The organism is Mycolicibacterium sp. CBM1, from assembly GCF_054073305.1.
Genome location: NZ_JBSXPP010000002.1, coordinates 55,670 through 71,456, shown reverse-complemented (window position 1 = coordinate 71,456; position 15,787 = coordinate 55,670). Strand labels below are relative to the sequence as shown.

The window sequence follows — 15,787 nt, the reverse complement described above, 5'->3', positions numbered from 1 at the left end:
CCGGCCGATCAGCGAGGAAAGGCCGGCGCCGAGGCGGTGGACGCTTCGGGTCGATGCGCGGATGCCCCGCGCTGATACGGCCGGGCGGTGCGATGGGGCCGACCAAGGAAGAAACCTTGGCCGTATTCGACGCCGAGCCCGAGAAGTGTCTGTAGCTGCTCGGGTGTCTCCACCGCCTCGGCGACTGTCTTCGCCTGCAGCTCGGCTGCCAGCGCGTTGAGTGCGGTCGTCAACGCACGCTTGGCGGGATCGTGATCGATACCGGTGATCAGCTCGCCGTCGATCTTGATGACGTCTGGATTCAACCGCAGCAGTTGGGCGAAACTGGCGTACCCGGCGCCGGCATCGTCGACAGCCAAATAGATTCCGCGATCACGCAACCACATCAGATTTGCAGCGAGGTCGTCGGGAAAGGGTTCGTGCTCAGTGATTTCCACGATCAGTGTCCGATCGTAGGTTGTCAGCATCTCTTGAATCGCCGGCTCGCCCGCCGCGGTCGGGCTGAGGTTGACGGCGACCGGGCAATCGCCGGGGATCGCGTGAGCAGCGGTCAGAATTGTGGACAGCGCCGCACGTTGCAAGTCGATAGTCCGGCCCACGCGCCGGGCTGCACCGAACCATTGCGTGGGGGTCAATTCCTCGGACAGAGGAAAGCGCGTCAGGCCTTCGTACGCAACGGTCGTGCCGCTGGGCAGATGGACCATGGGTTGGAAGACGGCACTGAGGGCTTTCGGTTGCAACAACAGAGCGTCCAATCGGTCCTGCATCCCCTGAATTTCCACGGCGTCCGGCAGCATTACCGAAGCAACGAAACGCGCTGTGATGGTGCGCTTTCCGGGCTCACCGCCATCTGCCATCGCGTAGGTCAAGGCGGACACAAACTCACTGATTTCGAGCATGAGGCCAACGTCTGTCGCGTCGAACGCTCGGGACGCGCGTGCGGTCAGCATCAGTGATCCGATGGCGTCGTCGCCGTGCATTAAGGGAATCACTGCCCACGACCGGGTACCCCACACCTTGTTCATCGCGCGAACACGTGGCGACAGTCGCGCGTCTACGGTCCCGTCATCGATCAGCATCGGCCGTTTCTCCCGGGCCGCGAGACCCTGAAGACTGCTGTGCCTGGGTACCGCAAAACCCGCGGTCTCCGCGATTATTCCGTAGGCGGAAACAGTGACGTACGCGTCATCGGAGGCGCGCAGTAACGTCACCGCTGATCCATCGGCTTTCGGCATGAGTGCACACGTCTGCTCAGCAATGCGGCCCATCATCGACACCGGATCCATCAAAGTGGCCAGTGCCGGAACCAACTTATCCACTTCACCCCCTCACCAGGGCCACCGCTGATGATTTCTCCCCCGGCAAAGAACCATACCGACCGTGCCGCACCACGCGGGCAACGTTGCACAGATGGTGCGCCAGATGTTCATGCACCTCAGATCTCATTCTGCGGGGCTCACAGCGCCGATGACGCCGTGATCATCGGGAACCGCGCCCCTCTGCGGGCCAACCAGCGAGCCGCTCGACTACCTGTCACCGACGTGTATCGCGCGCCTCATCGACACCTCTTCGGCGCCATGCAGGTGGTACCCCAACGACGCCGCCGAGTAACGCCGCCCGGCTTGTGTTGAGGAGTACCCGGGTAGGAGAGGCGCCTGATTGAGATGTTCCATCTGGGTTGGCTTTTGAACTTCGTCGCCGACGAGTGGAACGGCACCTGGGGGTGACGGTGGACGCGACTTCACCGGCGACTTCTACGTTGAGATCGCCAGAGACCTCGAACGAGCGAAGTTCGACTATGTCTTGATCGAAGACAAACTCATGGTGTCCACCGCCTACGGCGGGACGACGGAGGCCGACCTCAAACACGGTGTCAATCTCAAGCACGGTGTCAATCTCAAGCACGACCCGGTGCCGTTGGCCATCCTGATGGCCAACGCCACCCAGCGGCTCGGCGTCATCCCCACGATGTCGACAAGCTTTTACCCGCCGTTCATGCCGGCCCGGCTCTGCGGCACCGGAGACCACATCGCGCGCGGCCGGTCCGAATGGAACGTGGCGACCTCCGCCGAAGACCGGGCAGCGCAGGACTTCGGGCTGGACAAGTTCTACGAGCACGACGAGCGCTACGCGATGGCCAGTGAATACCTCGAGCTGGTCACCAAGCTCTGGGAGTCGTGGGAGCCCGTCGGCGGGGACCGTTTCCTGCCGACCACCCCGATCCAGCACCTGAGCCGGCGCTGCGGGAGAACTCGCGGGCGTTCTAGTCCAACTCCCCGGCGATGCCCCGCTCGATGCCCGCCCTGGTCCGGTCCGGCAGCACCAGCAGTCCCTCGAGTTCTCCGCGGGCGAGTTCGTAGGCGCGCTCGCGCTCCTGCGGGGTCGCCCCGTTGTCGGAGGCCACCCGCAGCAGGCTCTGGGCTCTGGTCAGCCGCTGCTGGTCTTCGCGGCTGAAGTCGGTGCGCCGCCGGCGCACCGCCTCGGCTTCGGCGGCGTCGAACGCCGTCGCGTAGGCCTCGACGGCGTCGAGGTAGTGCCGCGCAGCCTCGGGATCGTCGAGGAGGTCTTCGGCTGTCGCCGGCCGCAGCAGATCGGCACGCAACTTGGCCCGGTGAAACGCCACCGTCAGCGGCTCACGCATGTCTGTGATCACCGGAAAGTCCAGCAGCTTGGCGGCATCCAGTTCATAGTCCAGCCAGCGGGTATCGGTACGGCTGTGTTCGTCGAGCACGCGGGTGATGGTGCGCCATTGCGCAGCTTGGCTTTTCGGTTCGGCCCGACGGACAGCGGGTGCCGCGCGGGGGCCATCATCGACCTCCTCACGGCGACGGTTGACCGCGGAGATACCCCTGACGGCAGCGTAGATAGCACCCGCGAGCGGCACGAGGACGAGTAACAACTCGACCAACCGAAAAATCAGCCCCACCCCGTCAGGATGCCACCCGCCCCGCAAGTGCCGGTTACAACGCCCTGGGCGATCTCATGGCGCCCAGTGTCACAGCAGACGGGCTAAGACGCCCACTGCCCCATGTAGCACTGCGGGCTGTACGGCGCGTCCTGGGCGATGGCGACCTGTCCGTCGATGGAGACCTCGCAGTGCGCGTTGGGTGCGGCCTGTCCGCCGTGCGTGGTGCTGGCCACCTGTAGGAACGCCCACTGCGGATCGGCGAGCGTGGTCTGGAAGACCCACGGCGCATCCGGCGACACGCTGATGGTCTCGCGCTTCATGAACGCGTCGGAGTCGGCGTTGAACGCGGCCTTGCTCGGCGGCTGGGCGGTCAGGTAGGTGATGGTGAATTCGTAGGTGCCACCCGTGGCGAGGGTGTAGGTCACCTGATGTCCAGGCGCCGGATCGGCGCTCGACACGGCGTGAGTGGCCGCAATACCGGCGGTCGCCAAAACCAGCGCCGCCCCGACTCGTGCTGTCACTTTTCGCATGTGGGCCATATCGGCAACGCTACCCAGATCGTTACGGCACCTCCACAAGGTGGGGCGCCAGCGAATGAACAACGCGTTAACGAGTTCGTCACACACAGATATCTCACAGAAACTTATTCGCTCTAACGTCCGGGTTCTACACCGCCGCGGGTCCCGACGTCACACAGTTGTCGGGACCCAATGCTTGTCGTTTGCAAGATGAAAGGGCACATATGCAATTCCGCCGTTCCATAGTAAACCGATCGGCCCTCGCCGCGACGAGCATGCTGGTGACCGCCGGCCTGGTGCTGTCCGGGTGCGGCAGCAAGGCCACCGAAAGCGACTCAGCAAAGTCTGAATCGTGTGTGGACACCTCCGGGTCGTCAATCAAGGTGGGCTCGCTGAACTCGCTGTCCGGCACCATGGCGATCTCGGAAGTCACCGTCCGTGACTCCATCAAACTCGCCGTCGACGAGATCAACGCCAAGGGCGGCGTCATGGGCAAGCAGATCCAGATCGTCGGTGAGGACGGCGCATCGGATCCGGCGGTGTTCGCGCAGAAGGCCGAGAAGCTGATCAAGGACGACTGCGTGGCGGCGGTCTTCGGCGGCTGGACGTCCTCGAGCCGCAAGGCCATGCTGCCGGTGTTCGAGAGCAACAACTCGCTGCTCTACTACCCGGTGCAGTACGAAGGCCTGGAGTCGAGCAAGAACATCTTCTACACCGGCGCGACGACCAACCAGCAGATCGTGCCCGCCTTGGACTACCTCAAGGAGAAGGGCGTCAAGTCCCTGTACCTGGTGGGCAGTGACTACGTGTTCCCGCAGACCGCCAACCGCATCATCAAGGCCTACGCCGCGGCCAACGGCATCGAGATCAAGGGCGAGGACTACACCCCGCTGGGCTCGACCGACTTCTCGACCATCGTCAACAAGGTTCGCGCCTCCAATGCCGGCGCGGTCTTCAACACCCTCAACGGCGACTCGAACGTGGCGTTCTTCAAGGAGTACACCAATGCGGGCCTGACGCCGCAAAAGATGCCGGTGGTCTCGGTGTCCATCGCCGAGGAAGAGGTTCAGGGCATCGGCGCACAGAACATCGCGGGCCAGCTCACGGCGTGGAACTACTACCAGACGCTGGACAACCCAGTGAACAAGGCCTTCGTCGCGGCGTTCAAGGCCAAGTACGGCGCCAACCGGGTCACCTCGGACCCCATGGAGGCCGCCTACGTGTCGGTCTACCTGTGGAAGAACACCGTCGAGAAAGCGAAGTCCTTCGACGTCAAGGCGATTCAGGACAACTGCGCCGGGGTCACCTTCGACGCTCCCGAAGGTCTGGTCACCATCGACGGCGAGAACCATCACATCACCAAGACCGCGCGAATCGGTGAGATCCACCCCGACGGCCTGATCTACACCATCTGGTCCTCCCCCGGCCCGATCACGCCGGATCCGTATCTGAAGTCCTACCCGTGGGCCAAGGGTCTGTCGGGGTAACTCAGGCGAGCGAAGCGACGGAGAACTAGGACACTGGCGAGCGAAGCGACGGGGAACTAACACATATGGATGTCCTTGTCGGGCAGCTGGCAACAGGATTGAGCCTCGGCTCGATCCTGTTGCTGGCCGCATTGGGACTGTCTCTGACCTTCGGTCAGATGGGCGTCATCAACATGGCGCACGGTGAATTCATCATGGTCGGCTGCTACACCGCGTACGTGGTGCAGAAGGTTATCTCGAACGCCGGTGCGTCGCTGCTGGTTTCACTGGTCGTCGGGTTCGTGGTCGGCGGACTGCTCGGCGTGCTGCTGGAGGTCTCGCTCATCCAGCGGATGTACGACCGTCCGCTGGACACCCTGCTGGTCACCTTCGGTGTCGGGCTGGTGCTGCAGCAAGCCGCGCGCAACATCTTCGGCGCTCCCGCGGTCAACGTCACCGCACCGTCGTGGCTGTCCGGCGGGGTGGAGATCCTCGGCGCCGTCGTGCCCAAGACCCGCATCTTCATCCTCGTGCTCGCAGTGGCGTGCGTGGTGGTTCTCGCCTCGGTGCTCAAGCTGAGTCCGATGGGACGGCGCATCCGCGCCGTTGTGCAGAACCGGGATCTGGCCGAAACCAGCGGCATCTCGAGTCGCAAGACCGACATCACCACGTTCTTCATCGGTTCCGGTCTGGCCAGCGTCGCCGGCGTCGCGCTCACCCTGATCGGGTCCACGAGTTCGACGATCGGCCAGAGCTATCTGATCGACGCATTCTTGGTGGTCGTGGTCGGCGGGTTGGGCCAGATCAAGGGCACCGTCATCGCGGCCTTCGCGCTGGGCCTGCTCAACTCGTTCATCGAGTACAGCACCACGGCGTCGCTGGCGAAGGTGGTGGTCTTCGTGGCGATCGTGATCTTCCTGCAGGTCCGGCCGCAGGGGTTGTTCACCGTGCGGACAAGGAGTCTCGTATGACGCAGGACAATGGCGCCGGCCACCGCCTGCGCGGCGTCATCGGGCGCTGGCAGACCTGGCTCGGGTTCGCCGTCGCCGCAGCGGTCCTCTTCGGCCTCGCCCCCGCGTTGCTGTCCAGCTTTCGGCTTGGCCTGCTCGGCCAGTACCTGTGCTACGCCATCGTGGCGGCCGGCATCGGACTGGCTTGGGGCCGCGGCGGCATGCTCACCCTCGGCCAGGGCGTGTTCTTCGGGCTCGGCGCCTACATGATGGGCATGCACCTGAAGATCGCCGACGCCGAGATCCGCAAGCAGGCAGTTCCCGACTTCATGCAGATTGCGGGAATCCCGGTGCTGCCGTCGTATTGGGAGCCATTCACCTCGGCGGCCTTCACGCTTTTCGCCATCGTCGTGATTCCCACCGCGATCGCGGCGCTGCTGGGGCTCGGGGTGTTCAAGCGCCGGGTGAAGGGCGCCTACTTCGCGATCCTGTCCCAGGCGCTGGCCGCCGCGCTGGCGATCCTGCTGGTCGGCCAGTCAACGCTGGGTGGTAGCAACGGACTCAACGGTTTTCGTACGTTCTTCGGATTCAAGCTGTCCGATCCGGTGAACCGCCAGATGCTGTACTTCATCGCCGCCGCCACGCTGCTGATCGTGGTCGCGGTGGTGCGTCAGCTGATGCAGAGCCGCTACGGCGAGCTTCTCGTCGCGGTCCGCGACGGCGAGGAGCGGGTGCGCTTCCTGGGCTATGACCCGGCAACCATCAAGGTCGTCGCCTACACCGCGGCGGCGCTGTTCGCCAGCATCGCCGGCGCCCTGTTCGCCCCCATCATCGGGTTCATCACCCCGGCACAGGTTGGAGTGGTGCCCTCCATTGCCTTCCTGATCGGTGTGGCGATCGGCGGCCGGACCACCCTGCTGGGGCCGGTGCTGGGCGCCATCGGGGTGGCCTGGGCGCAAACCGCGTTCTCCGAACGGTTTCCGTCGGGCTGGACCTACGCCCAGGGCCTGCTGTTCATCGTCGTCGTCGGCTTCTTCCCCGCCGGCTTGGCCGGGCTCGGGGCACTGCTGCGGCGCCGGCGAAGCAAGCCGCCGGCACCCGACGCCGAGCAGCCGACACAGTCCGAGACGGTGGGAGCAACGCCATGACCGAGCTCGCCGAACCGGTCGCCGGCGGCAACGTCGGCATGGGCACCGAATACCTCGAAGTCCGCGGTCTCACCGTCGACTTCGACGGGTTCAAAGCTGTCAACGACGTGGATCTCACCCTGTTTCAAGGCGATCTGCGATTCCTCATCGGCCCCAACGGTGCCGGCAAGACCACCGTGATCGACGCGATCACCGGCCTGGTATCCGCCAGCGGTTCGATCAACAAGTCCGGCGTCGACCTGCTGGGCAAGAAGGTCCACCAGATCGCCCGGCTCGGGATCGGGCGAACGTTCCAGACCGCCAGCGTGTTCGAGCAGTTGACCGTACTGCAGAACCTGGACATTGCCGCGGGGGCGGGCCGCTCGTGGTGGACGCTGCTCCGCCGTCGCCACTCGGTGTTACCGATCATCGAGGAGGCGCTCGAAACCATCGGTCTGACCGATCTCGCCGACCGTCCGGCGGGTGTACTGGCCCACGGCCAGAAGCAGTGGCTGGAGATCGGCATGCTGCTGGTGCAGAACGCCGACGTGCTGCTGCTCGACGAACCCGTCGCGGGAATGAGCGGTGAGGAGCGGGAGGAGACTGGAAACCTGTTGCGCCGCATCGGCTCGTCGCGCACCGTAGTGGTCGTCGAGCACGACATGGACTTCATGCGCGCGTTCGCCACCTCGGTCACGGTGCTGGCCCGCGGGCAGGTGATCGCCGAGGGTTCGGTGGCCGAAGTGCAGGCCAACCCGAAGGTGCAGGAGGTCTACCTCGGTACTGCCGCAGCGGGCACGTCCGACTTGGAGGGCGGCGAATAATGTTGCAGCTCATCGATGTTCACACCGGCTACGCGCGCTCGCAGGTGATTCACGGCGCCAGTGTCGAGGTGCCCTCCGACGGGGTCGCCGCGGTGATGGGCCACAACGGGGCGGGTAAGACCACCCTGCTGCGTGCGGCGGTGGGCCTGCTGAAATGCGCCTCGGGCAAGGTGTTGCTGCACGGCGAGGACGTGACCCGCCTGCGCCCCAGCGCGCGGGTGGCGCGCGGGCTGGCCTACGTGCCGCAGGGTCAGCAGTCGTTCGGCCAGCTGACCACCGCGGAGAACCTGCAGGTCGTCGCCGACGGCCGGAAGGGCGGCAAGCAGCTGATCGACGAGCAGCTCGACCTCTTCCCCGCGCTCAAGGAGCTGCTCACCCGCCGAGCGGGTCTGCTCTCCGGCGGCCAGCGCCAGCAGCTCGCCATCGCCCGCGCGCTGATCACCACCCCGAAGATCCTGATCCTCGACGAACCCACCGAGGGCATTCAACCCTCGGTGGTCGCCGAGATCGAAGCCGCCATCACCGCCCTGACCCGCCGCGGCGACATGGGTGTGCTGCTGGTCGAACAACACATCGGCTTCGCCCTGGAATCGGCACAGCAGTACTACATCCTGGAGGCCGGCCGGGTGACGTCCAGTGGCACCGGCGGCTCGGCGTCCGAGGCGGACGTGCGGGCGGCGATGGCGATCTGACGGTCCCGAGCTCGCAGCGAATCGTGAGCTGGATCACGACAGTGAACGAATCGCAGCCGGTTCGCGTCTCTGATTTAGGTGACCAACCGCCCAGGCTGGGGGGTGAAAACCGCGGTGAGCCGGCGCTCGGTGCTGATCGATCTCGGCGCCGTCGCCTACGGGCATCAACTCAGCCGTGCCGAGGTGTTCCGTCCCAGTCGGGTGCCCGTCGTCGGGCGCTTCTCGCTGGCCGATGGCCGATGGCTATATCGCCGACTCCCCCTCAACCGGCCGCGGCCTCGGTCTGGTGTTGGGCTTTCCCGGCACCCACTGGTTTTCGCCGCGCTGTTCATCGGCTTCGTGATGGTCAACGCCCTCGGCGGTTACGGCGCGCTGATGCTGGCTCAGCCGCTGATCGGGTGGGCGATGGTGTCAGCCAGCGGCCGACCGGTGGTGGTGTTCGGCGCCGTGCGACTGCCGTAGCGCATGGCAGCGAGGAAGCCATCATGGCCGTCGACTGACAGCCATGATGCGCCCGCACCGAACGGCGGCCGCCGGTCTACTGCTGGTGACGCGGCACCGCACAAGGTGTGGCGAGCTCAGCCCGCGTCGAGCAGGCGCTGGCCGTGGGCCTGCGCGCCCAGCGCCGACATCCTGCCGAACAGGTCGACCGCCGACTGGATCGTCTCGTCGACGAATACCCCGAAGTCGGACTCACTGCCGGCATCGGCACTGCGATAGCGGCTTTCGGCCAACACCCCCACCAGCCGGGGGTCGGAGGATTCGACGACCGTAGCGATGGCCCGCGGGCCTGCCGCGTTCCACCGGTCGGCCAGCATCGTCACCCGGGGCCATTGTGTCACCGGGTAGTACCGCTCGGCGGTCACGCTGATCCTGGCCGCGGTCGCGTCTCGCGGGCACGGCTTCAAGTGCACGTGCAGCCGACCGGGGTAGGCGTTGATCATTAAGAAGTACTCGTCGTCATGATGGCCGCGGAAGTACCGCACCTGCCGCGCACGCAGATAGCCTTCGATGAGTTCGGCGCCGGTCGCGGTTGTCATAATCGTTCAACGGTTCGGGCAAACACCGCGGTTCCCGCTTTAGCCAAGCCGAGGCCAAGAATCTGGTGAGAATCGGCTGAATGGCGGGCCCACTAGGCCAGCCGGGAAAGCACCTCGCCGACAACCGAATCCGTGGGTACATCGACCTGCTCTCCGGTGGACAGGTCCTTCACGCCGACGGTGCCGGCCTCGACGTCGCGGTCACCGGCCACCAGCGCGAGGCGGGCGCCCGAGCGGTCAGCCGCGCGCATCGCGCCCTTGACGCCGCGATCGCCGTAGGCGAGGTCGGTACGGACGCCGGCCGCGCGCAGCTTCGCGGCCACGGTGGCCAGCGCAAGCTTGGCCTGCTCGCCCAGCGGCACACCGAACACGTCGCACCGGCTGCGGACACCGGCGGCCTTGCCTTCTGCTCGCAGAGCGAGCACCGTGCGGTCCACCCCCAGACCGAAGCCGATCCCGGACAGGTTCTGGCCGCCGAGCTGGGCCATCAGGCCGTCGTAGCGCCCCCCGCCGCCAATCCCGGACTGCGCGCCGAGCCCGTCGTGGACGAACTCGAACGTGGTCTTGGTGTAGTAGTCCAACCCGCGGACCATCCGGGGGTTGATGACATAGGGGACGCCGAGCGCGTCGAGGTGGGTCAGCACCGTCTCGAAGTGCTGCTTGGCGGCATCGGAGAGGTGGTCGAGCATGACCGGCGCGGCGGCGGTCATCTCCCGCATGTGCGGACGCTTGTCGTCGAGCACCCGCAGCGGGTTGATCTCGGCGCGACGACGGGTCTCGGGGTCCAGGTCGAGCTTGAACAGGAAGTCCTGCAGCAGCTCGCGGTACTGCGGGCGGCAGCTGTCGTCCCCCAGCGAGGTGATCTCCAGCCGGAAGCCGTCGAGACCCAGCGCGCGGTAACCGGCGTCGGCAACCGCGATCACCTCGGCGTCCAGCGCCGGATCGTCGATGCCGATGGCCTCCACCCCGACCTGCTGCAGCTGACGGTACCGCCCGGCCTGGGGGCGCTCGTAGCGGAAGAACGGCCCGGAATAGCAGAGCTTGACCGGCAGCGCGCCGCGGTCCAGACCGTGTTCGATCACGGCCCGCATCACCCCGGCGGTGCCCTCGGGCCGCAGTGTCACCGAGCGATCGCCACGGTCGGCGAAGGTGTACATCTCCTTGGACACCACGTCGGTGGACTCCCCCACCCCGCGGGCGAACAGCGCCGTGTCCTCGAAGATCGGCAGCTCTACATCGCCATAGCCCGCGCGTCGGGCGGCCTCAAGCAACCCGTCGCGGACCGCGACGAACTCGGCCGACTCGGGCGGCAGGTAATCGGGGACACCCTTGGGTGCCTGGAATTCGCTCACGGACTCAGACCTTCGAGAAAGGGGTTGGTTCGGCGTTCGAGACCGATCGTGGTGGATTCGCCGTGCCCCGGTAATACCAGGGTGTCGTCGTCGAGCACCAGCAATTTGTCCACGATAGAACCCAGCAGCTCCTTGCCGCTGCCGCCGGGCAGGTCGGTGCGGCCCACCGACTGTTTGAACAATGTGTCTCCGGTGAACGCCAGCGGCTCGTGGCCGGCGGACAGCGCCGAACGGCCCACCCGAAAGACCACCGAGCCCTTGGTGTGGCCGGGCGTGTGGTCGACGGTGACGCTGATGCCGCCGACGTCGATCTTGTCCCCGTCGCGGTCGAGCTCGATGACTTGTTTGGGCTCACGGAACAGCGCGCCCACCGCCAGCTGACCCAGTCGCGGCCCGAAGCCGCGGATCGGGTCGGAGAGCATGGGACGGTCCTCGGGGTGGATGTAGGCCGGGCAGCCGTAGGTGTCGGCCACCTTCTGCGCCGACCACATGTGGTCGATGTGGCCATGGGTGATTAGTACCGCTGACGGCGTGAGCCGGTTCTCGTCGAGAATGCGGCGCAGGTCTCCCATCGCGCGCTGACCGGGATCGACGACGATGGCGTCGGTCCCGGCGCGTGGGGCCAGCACGTAGCAATTGCACGCCAGCATGCCGGCCGGGAACCCGGTGAGTAACACGCCGTCCAGTTTCCCATCCCCTGTTCGCGAGGGTCGCGCCCCCTGGCTCCAGCATTAGCTGGCACACTCGGTGCCGACTCAACCGATCACCAACGGAGGATCACGGCGGTGCCCACCAACGAACAGCGACGAGCGACGGCCAAGCGCAAACTGGAGCGACAGCTGGAACGCCGTGCTCAGCAGCAGAAGCGGCGCCGTCTCCTCGCCATCGTCGGCGGCGCGGTGGTTCTCGTCGTGGCCATCGCGGTGGCGGCCACCTTCGTGCTGACCAAGAAGGACGACAAGAACACCGCTTCCGCGTCGTCGTCGGCCGCCACTAGCAGCACCGCTCCCGCCGACGCCGGGCCGACCGCGGCACCGCCCGCCACCGGCGGCCTGCCCGCGTTCAAGGCGAGCGCCAACCTGGGCGCGAACTGCCAGTACCCGGCCTCGCCGGAGCCGGCTAGTAAGAAGGTCGACCCGCCGCGGACCGGCAAGGTTCCGACCGATCCGGCGACCTTGACCGCGAGCATGGCCACCAACCAGGGCAATATCGGCCTGGTGCTGGACAACGCCAAGGCACCGTGCACGGTCAACAGCTTCGCCAGCCTGGCCCAGAAGGGCTTCTTCAACGACACCCCGTGCCACCGCCTGACGACGTCGCCGTCGCTGGCGGTGCTGCAGTGCGGCGACCCGACCGGCAAGGGCACCGGTGGCCCGGGCTACCAGTTCGCCAACGAGTACCCCACCGACCAGTACCCGAAGGACGATCCCGCCCTGCAGCGACCGATCACCTATCCGCGCGGGACGCTGGCCATGGCCAACGCCGGTGCGGACACCAACGGCAGCCAGTTCTTCCTGGTCTACAAGGATTCGCAGCTGCCGCCGAACTACACCGCCTTCGGCACCATCGACGCCACCGGGCTGGCCACGCTGGACAAGATCGCGGCTGCAGGGGTCGCCGGCGGCGGACAGGACGGTAAGCCGGCAACCGACGTCCAGATCAAGTCGATCCTGCTTGACTAGGCGGCGATGACCCAGCCCCCGCCGTACTACCCGCCCCCGCCGTACGGACCGCCGTACGGACCGGGGCCCTACCCGTACCCGCAACCGCCGCAGACCAACGGGATGGCGATCGCGTCGCTGATCTGTGCGTTCTTGTTCGCTCCGTTGGGCATCGTGTTCGGGCACATCTCGCTGTCGCAGATCAAGAAGACCGGCGAGGAGGGTCGCGGGCTGGCGATCGCCGGGCTGGTGATCAGCTACCTGGTAACAGTGCTGACGATCGTGGCGGTTATCGCCGGCGTGATGTTCTTCTCTTGGATCGCCCGTGAATTGGAGAGGAGTGGCGGCGCCGGAATCCCGCCGCGGACCATCAGCGCCGAGCCCGGTAGCGATCAGCTGCCGCCGTTCGCCCCGCCGGCCATGCTGGGCGCCAACTGCACCTACCCCGCCACCGCAACCAAGGCCGACAAGCCAAACAAGCCGCCGCGCACCGGCAAGGTGCCCACTATCCCGGCGACCGTGGACGCGACGATGGTCACCAGCGCCGGGGCGATCGGCCTGCAACTCGACAACGCCAAGGCGCCGTGCACGGTCAACAGTTTCGTCAGCCTGGCTCAACAGGGGTATTTCGACGGCACTCCGTGCCACCGGCTGACCGACTCACCTTCGTTGTCGGTGCTTCAGTGCGGCGACCCGACCGGCAGCGGCTCGGGCGGGCCGGGGTACCGCTTCGCCAACGAGTACCCGACCAACCAGTTCCGCCCGTTCGATCCCGCTCTGCAGCGGGGTGTGCGTTATCCGCGGGGCACGCTGGCAATGGCCAACGCGGGGCCGGACACCAACGGCAGCCAGTTCTTCATCGTCTACCGCGACTCGATACTCCCGCCCACCTACACGGTGTTCGGCCGAGTCGACGACACCGGACTGCAGACCGTGGAGGATATCGCCGTGACGGGCATCGCCGGTGGTTCGGACGACGGGCAGCCCAAGCGACCGGTGACGATCAGATCGCTCCGACTGGACTAAAGCGCCTCACCGAATGCGTCAGCCGGGCAGCCCCTGCTCTTCGGGCGGCAATGCCGCCGGGCCCTTGATGGCGGGCACGGCGATCGGCAGTCCGGCGGTGCTCGGGCCAGGCGACTGAGTGACGGTGACACCGGTGGACATCTCCGAACTGGTGAACCGATCGCTGCCGTCCTGCGGGTAAGCCTGCACCGCGGCAACGACACCGATGGCGACGAGTGCACCGGCTCCGATGGTCGCTGACAACAGATGACGTGCGTTCATGACAGGTACAAGAGCGGGTCCCTCGGCGCCTATTCCCGCCGGATTACGCTGACCGACAACAATTTTGGTCGTGTAGGTCAAATAACACGCCGTTGGGTATCCCGCGAAATAATCTGCGCCGCCGTGTCGTTGACCCAAGTGTTATGCCGCGTGGACTGCACAGAATGTTCCGGATGGTCCCCGCCGCGCTGGCCGCGGCGGCCTTCTTGGTCGCCCCGTCCGCGGCGCAGTGCTATGACGGGATCATCCCGTGGAATCCCTACCTACAGAGCTGCAGCCTGCCCTCGGTGCAGCCCCGGATGCCTGGCCTGGTACATCAACGGCGGTCCGTAACGCCGACAGCCGAGACGGCATCCCGCATACAGGCCGCGAACGTGTTTGCCGCAACGACAGATTCGTCGAGGTTGGTGCACACCGTGATCTGATCGTCGTATTCGATCAACGACGCCACGACATGGCCCCCGACGACCGGGGCGAACGAACTGAAGTCAACGACCCGACGCCCCGCCACCGCCATCGCGGGCAAAGCCTCTGAGACCGTCGCCAAGACGTCGGCCGTCTCGGGGCTAGCCGAAACCTGGCTCTGCTCTGCGTCGTCAGCAGGCTGCTGCTCGGCCGCGCCGGAATCGGCCGCCATCCCGGCCCGGATCATCTCGAGCGTTCGCCGTTCACTCGCGTCGACCTCGGTCGCCAGCTTGGTGGCGAGTTCGGGCAGATGGCCGGAACCCAGAAGGCCCCGGTTTACGGCCACCATCGGCAGGTGGATCCCCACCACACCGCCGGTGGCGGCACTGAGCGTCTCCGACACTGTCGGGACCACGACGGTCACGGTATCGCTGGAGGGTCCCGCCTGATTCCGGTACCGCAGCATCGCGTCGGCAATCAGACTGATGAACACCACGCGAGGCTCCACCCCATGACCTGCTGCGGTGGCCCGCCAGTCATTGGCCGACCCGAGCGAACTCACCCCGACTTGCTGATGCCGACTCCGGTGCTCCGCATCGTCCTCAGTCGGAGCATCCCTGCGGGTTCCGGGGACAGCCACCGGCTCCCGGCCGGCACCGAACGCCAGGGTCAACATGGCTTGGGCCTCGGCTCCGTTACCCACCGCGTGATGGAGCCGCACCAGCAACGCGCTGCGACCGCCTCGCAGGCCGGAGTAATACACCACATGCCACAGTTGACGGTCCAACGGAAAGACCCGGTCCTGCAATGTGCTGCACCGCTCCAGAACGTCGGCAACGTCGGAATCCGGAGGCAGGTCGACAAAATCGAGCTGACCCTCCACGTCGGTGGCAGCCCACTCATCGATCCCCGACGCGTTGCGGACAACCCGATTCCTCAGGCGCGGATTGAGCGCCTTGAGGACGTCAACGGCTTCGCGAACCTCTCCGGTGGTCAGCGGACCGTCGAGGACGAGGACGTAAGACAACGCAACGTTACGGCCCCCATGCGTCTCCAAGTCGAGAAACATCTGCGAGGGGGGCGCAATGGCACTCTCGCCCGCGGCCATACTGGTCATCGGCTTCGCCGCCTTTCGAATATGGGAACCCGGGGTTCTGCGGTGTTTGGACACACGACAGCGGTCTGCAAATAAGCATTCCGGGTGAGAATATCATCGCGACCTGACATCGGAATGCCCTCAGGCACAGGTTGTTTGGAGTCCGCCAAAGCGGGAGAATCGGATAAATTTGGACGATTATTCCGGTTTTGATACCGCCACGCGGCTGAAGCCCGATTGCCGCGCTCCTCCCCCGGACTCGTCCCTCCCCCGGCATCGGTCACGCGGCTGAAGCCCGATCGCCGCGCTCCTCCCCCGGACTCGTCCCTCCCCCGGCATCGGTCACGCGGCTGAAGCCCGATCGCCGCGCTCCTCCCCCGGACTCGTCCCTCCCCCGGCATCGGTCACGCGGCTGAAGCCCGATTGCCGCGCTCCTCCCCCGGACTCGTCCCTCCCCCGGC

16 protein-coding genes and 1 pseudogene are annotated in these 15,787 nt (G+C 66.2%); 9 read left to right on the top strand and 8 right to left on the bottom strand.

Annotated features, from left to right (window positions below; all coding sequences use genetic code 11):
• Positions 1-8: 8 nt before the first annotated feature.
• The gene (locus ACXDF8_RS03090; protein WP_457221780.1) at positions 9-1,319 is read right to left on the bottom strand and encodes a sensor domain-containing phosphodiesterase; all 1,311 of its coding nucleotides are present in this window, start codon (positions 1,317-1,319) and stop codon (positions 9-11) included.
• 445 nt (positions 1,320-1,764) lie between these two features.
• Between ACXDF8_RS03090 and ACXDF8_RS03085 the strand changes: the two are divergent.
• Positions 1,765-2,157, top strand: a pseudogene (locus ACXDF8_RS03085) (LLM class flavin-dependent oxidoreductase); the annotation flags it as partial.
• A gap of 106 nt (positions 2,158-2,263) precedes the next feature.
• Here ACXDF8_RS03085 and ACXDF8_RS03080 read toward each other — a convergent pair.
• Positions 2,264-2,926 carry a hypothetical protein gene (locus ACXDF8_RS03080; protein WP_457221779.1) on the bottom strand — a complete coding sequence of 221 codons (663 nt, stop codon included), beginning with the start codon at positions 2,924-2,926 and terminating at the stop codon, positions 2,264-2,266.
• 83 nt (positions 2,927-3,009) lie between these two features.
• Positions 3,010-3,438 carry an Rv2576c family protein gene (locus ACXDF8_RS03075; protein WP_457222047.1) on the bottom strand — a complete coding sequence of 143 codons (429 nt, stop codon included), beginning with the start codon at positions 3,436-3,438 and terminating at the stop codon, positions 3,010-3,012.
• A 212-nt stretch (positions 3,439-3,650) separates the two neighbouring features.
• Between ACXDF8_RS03075 and urtA the strand changes: the two genes are divergently transcribed.
• The 6 genes from urtA to ACXDF8_RS03045 all read left to right on the top strand — a co-directional run bounded on the left by urtA (position 3,651) and on the right by ACXDF8_RS03045 (position 8,947).
• A complete protein-coding gene (gene urtA, locus ACXDF8_RS03070; protein ID WP_457221778.1) occupies positions 3,651-4,913 on the top strand; it encodes an urea ABC transporter substrate-binding protein in 1,263 nt (420 codons plus the stop codon).
• A 65-nt stretch (positions 4,914-4,978) separates the two neighbouring features.
• Positions 4,979-5,863 carry an urea ABC transporter permease subunit UrtB gene (gene urtB / locus ACXDF8_RS03065; protein WP_457221777.1) on the top strand — a complete coding sequence of 295 codons (885 nt, stop codon included), beginning with the start codon at positions 4,979-4,981 and terminating at the stop codon, positions 5,861-5,863.
• Between the two features lie 26 nt (positions 5,864-5,889).
• Positions 5,890-6,990, top strand: coding sequence for an urea ABC transporter permease subunit UrtC (gene urtC, locus ACXDF8_RS03060; protein WP_457222046.1), 1,101 nt, complete (start codon positions 5,890-5,892; stop codon positions 6,988-6,990).
• A complete protein-coding gene (gene urtD, locus ACXDF8_RS03055; RefSeq protein WP_457221776.1) occupies positions 6,987-7,793 on the top strand; it encodes an urea ABC transporter ATP-binding protein UrtD in 807 nt (268 codons plus the stop codon). The genes urtC and urtD overlap by 4 nt, the downstream gene beginning before the upstream one ends.
• Positions 7,793-8,485 (top strand): urea ABC transporter ATP-binding subunit UrtE, encoded by a 693-nt coding sequence (gene urtE, locus ACXDF8_RS03050; RefSeq protein ID WP_457221775.1) that lies wholly within the window; start codon positions 7,793-7,795, stop codon positions 8,483-8,485. The genes urtD and urtE overlap by 1 nt, the downstream gene beginning before the upstream one ends.
• Before the next feature lie 78 nt (positions 8,486-8,563).
• On the top strand, positions 8,564-8,947 hold the full coding sequence (locus tag ACXDF8_RS03045; protein WP_457222062.1) for a hypothetical protein: 384 nt from the start codon (positions 8,564-8,566) through the stop codon (positions 8,945-8,947).
• 116 nt (positions 8,948-9,063) lie between these two features.
• On the opposite strand, the gene ACXDF8_RS03040 is transcribed toward ACXDF8_RS03045, so the two are convergent.
• The 3 genes from ACXDF8_RS03040 to ACXDF8_RS03030 all read right to left on the bottom strand — a co-directional run bounded on the left by ACXDF8_RS03040 (position 9,064) and on the right by ACXDF8_RS03030 (position 11,554).
• On the bottom strand, positions 9,064-9,525 hold the full coding sequence (locus ACXDF8_RS03040; protein ID WP_457221774.1) for a hypothetical protein: 462 nt from the start codon (positions 9,523-9,525) through the stop codon (positions 9,064-9,066).
• A gap of 92 nt (positions 9,526-9,617) precedes the next feature.
• Positions 9,618-10,877, bottom strand: coding sequence for a histidine--tRNA ligase (gene hisS, locus ACXDF8_RS03035; RefSeq protein ID WP_457221773.1), 1,260 nt, complete (start codon positions 10,875-10,877; stop codon positions 9,618-9,620).
• The gene (locus ACXDF8_RS03030) at positions 10,874-11,554 is read right to left on the bottom strand and encodes an MBL fold metallo-hydrolase (RefSeq protein WP_457221772.1); all 681 of its coding nucleotides are present in this window, start codon (positions 11,552-11,554) and stop codon (positions 10,874-10,876) included. The genes hisS and ACXDF8_RS03030 overlap by 4 nt, the downstream gene beginning before the upstream one ends.
• A gap of 108 nt (positions 11,555-11,662) precedes the next feature.
• Between ACXDF8_RS03030 and ACXDF8_RS03025 the strand changes: the two genes are divergently transcribed.
• Both ACXDF8_RS03025 and ACXDF8_RS03020 read left to right on the top strand, forming a co-directional pair.
• Entirely contained in the window at positions 11,663-12,559 is an 897-nt protein-coding gene (locus tag ACXDF8_RS03025; RefSeq protein WP_457221771.1) for a peptidylprolyl isomerase, read from the top strand.
• Positions 12,560-12,565: 6 nt separating this feature from the next.
• Positions 12,566-13,564, top strand: a complete 999-nt coding sequence (locus ACXDF8_RS03020) for a peptidylprolyl isomerase (protein ID WP_457221770.1) — start codon at positions 12,566-12,568, stop codon at positions 13,562-13,564.
• 18 nt (positions 13,565-13,582) lie between these two features.
• Here ACXDF8_RS03020 and ACXDF8_RS03015 read toward each other — a convergent pair whose 3' ends face one another.
• Together ACXDF8_RS03015 and ACXDF8_RS03010 are read right to left on the bottom strand one after the other, a co-directional pair.
• On the bottom strand, positions 13,583-13,825 hold the full coding sequence (locus tag ACXDF8_RS03015; RefSeq protein ID WP_457221769.1) for a hypothetical protein: 243 nt from the start codon (positions 13,823-13,825) through the stop codon (positions 13,583-13,585).
• Positions 13,826-14,141: 316 nt separating this feature from the next.
• Positions 14,142-15,347: a wax ester/triacylglycerol synthase domain-containing protein gene (locus ACXDF8_RS03010; protein ID WP_457221768.1), complete on the bottom strand. Its 1,206-nt coding sequence runs from the start codon at positions 15,345-15,347 to the stop codon at positions 14,142-14,144.
• Positions 15,348-15,787: the final 440 nt, after the last annotated feature.

Coding starts and splice junctions, on each gene's coding strand:
- urtB (WP_457221777.1), top strand. CDS start 4,979: ATGGATGTCCTTGTCGGGCAGCTGGCAACAGGATTGAGCCTCGGCTCG.
- urtD (WP_457221776.1), top strand. CDS start 6,987: ATGACCGAGCTCGCCGAACCGGTCGCCGGCGGCAACGTCGGCATGGGC.
- ACXDF8_RS03015 (WP_457221769.1), bottom strand. CDS start 13,825: ATGAACGCACGTCATCTGTTGTCAGCGACCATCGGAGCCGGTGCACTC.
- urtA (WP_457221778.1), top strand. CDS start 3,651: ATGCAATTCCGCCGTTCCATAGTAAACCGATCGGCCCTCGCCGCGACG.
- ACXDF8_RS03040 (WP_457221774.1), bottom strand. CDS start 9,525: ATGACAACCGCGACCGGCGCCGAACTCATCGAAGGCTATCTGCGTGCG.
- ACXDF8_RS03075 (WP_457222047.1), bottom strand. CDS start 3,438: ATGCGAAAAGTGACAGCACGAGTCGGGGCGGCGCTGGTTTTGGCGACC.
- ACXDF8_RS03010 (WP_457221768.1), bottom strand. CDS start 15,347: ATGACCAGTATGGCCGCGGGCGAGAGTGCCATTGCGCCCCCCTCGCAG.
- urtE (WP_457221775.1), top strand. CDS start 7,793: ATGTTGCAGCTCATCGATGTTCACACCGGCTACGCGCGCTCGCAGGTG.
- ACXDF8_RS03020 (WP_457221770.1), top strand. CDS start 12,566: ATGACCCAGCCCCCGCCGTACTACCCGCCCCCGCCGTACGGACCGCCG.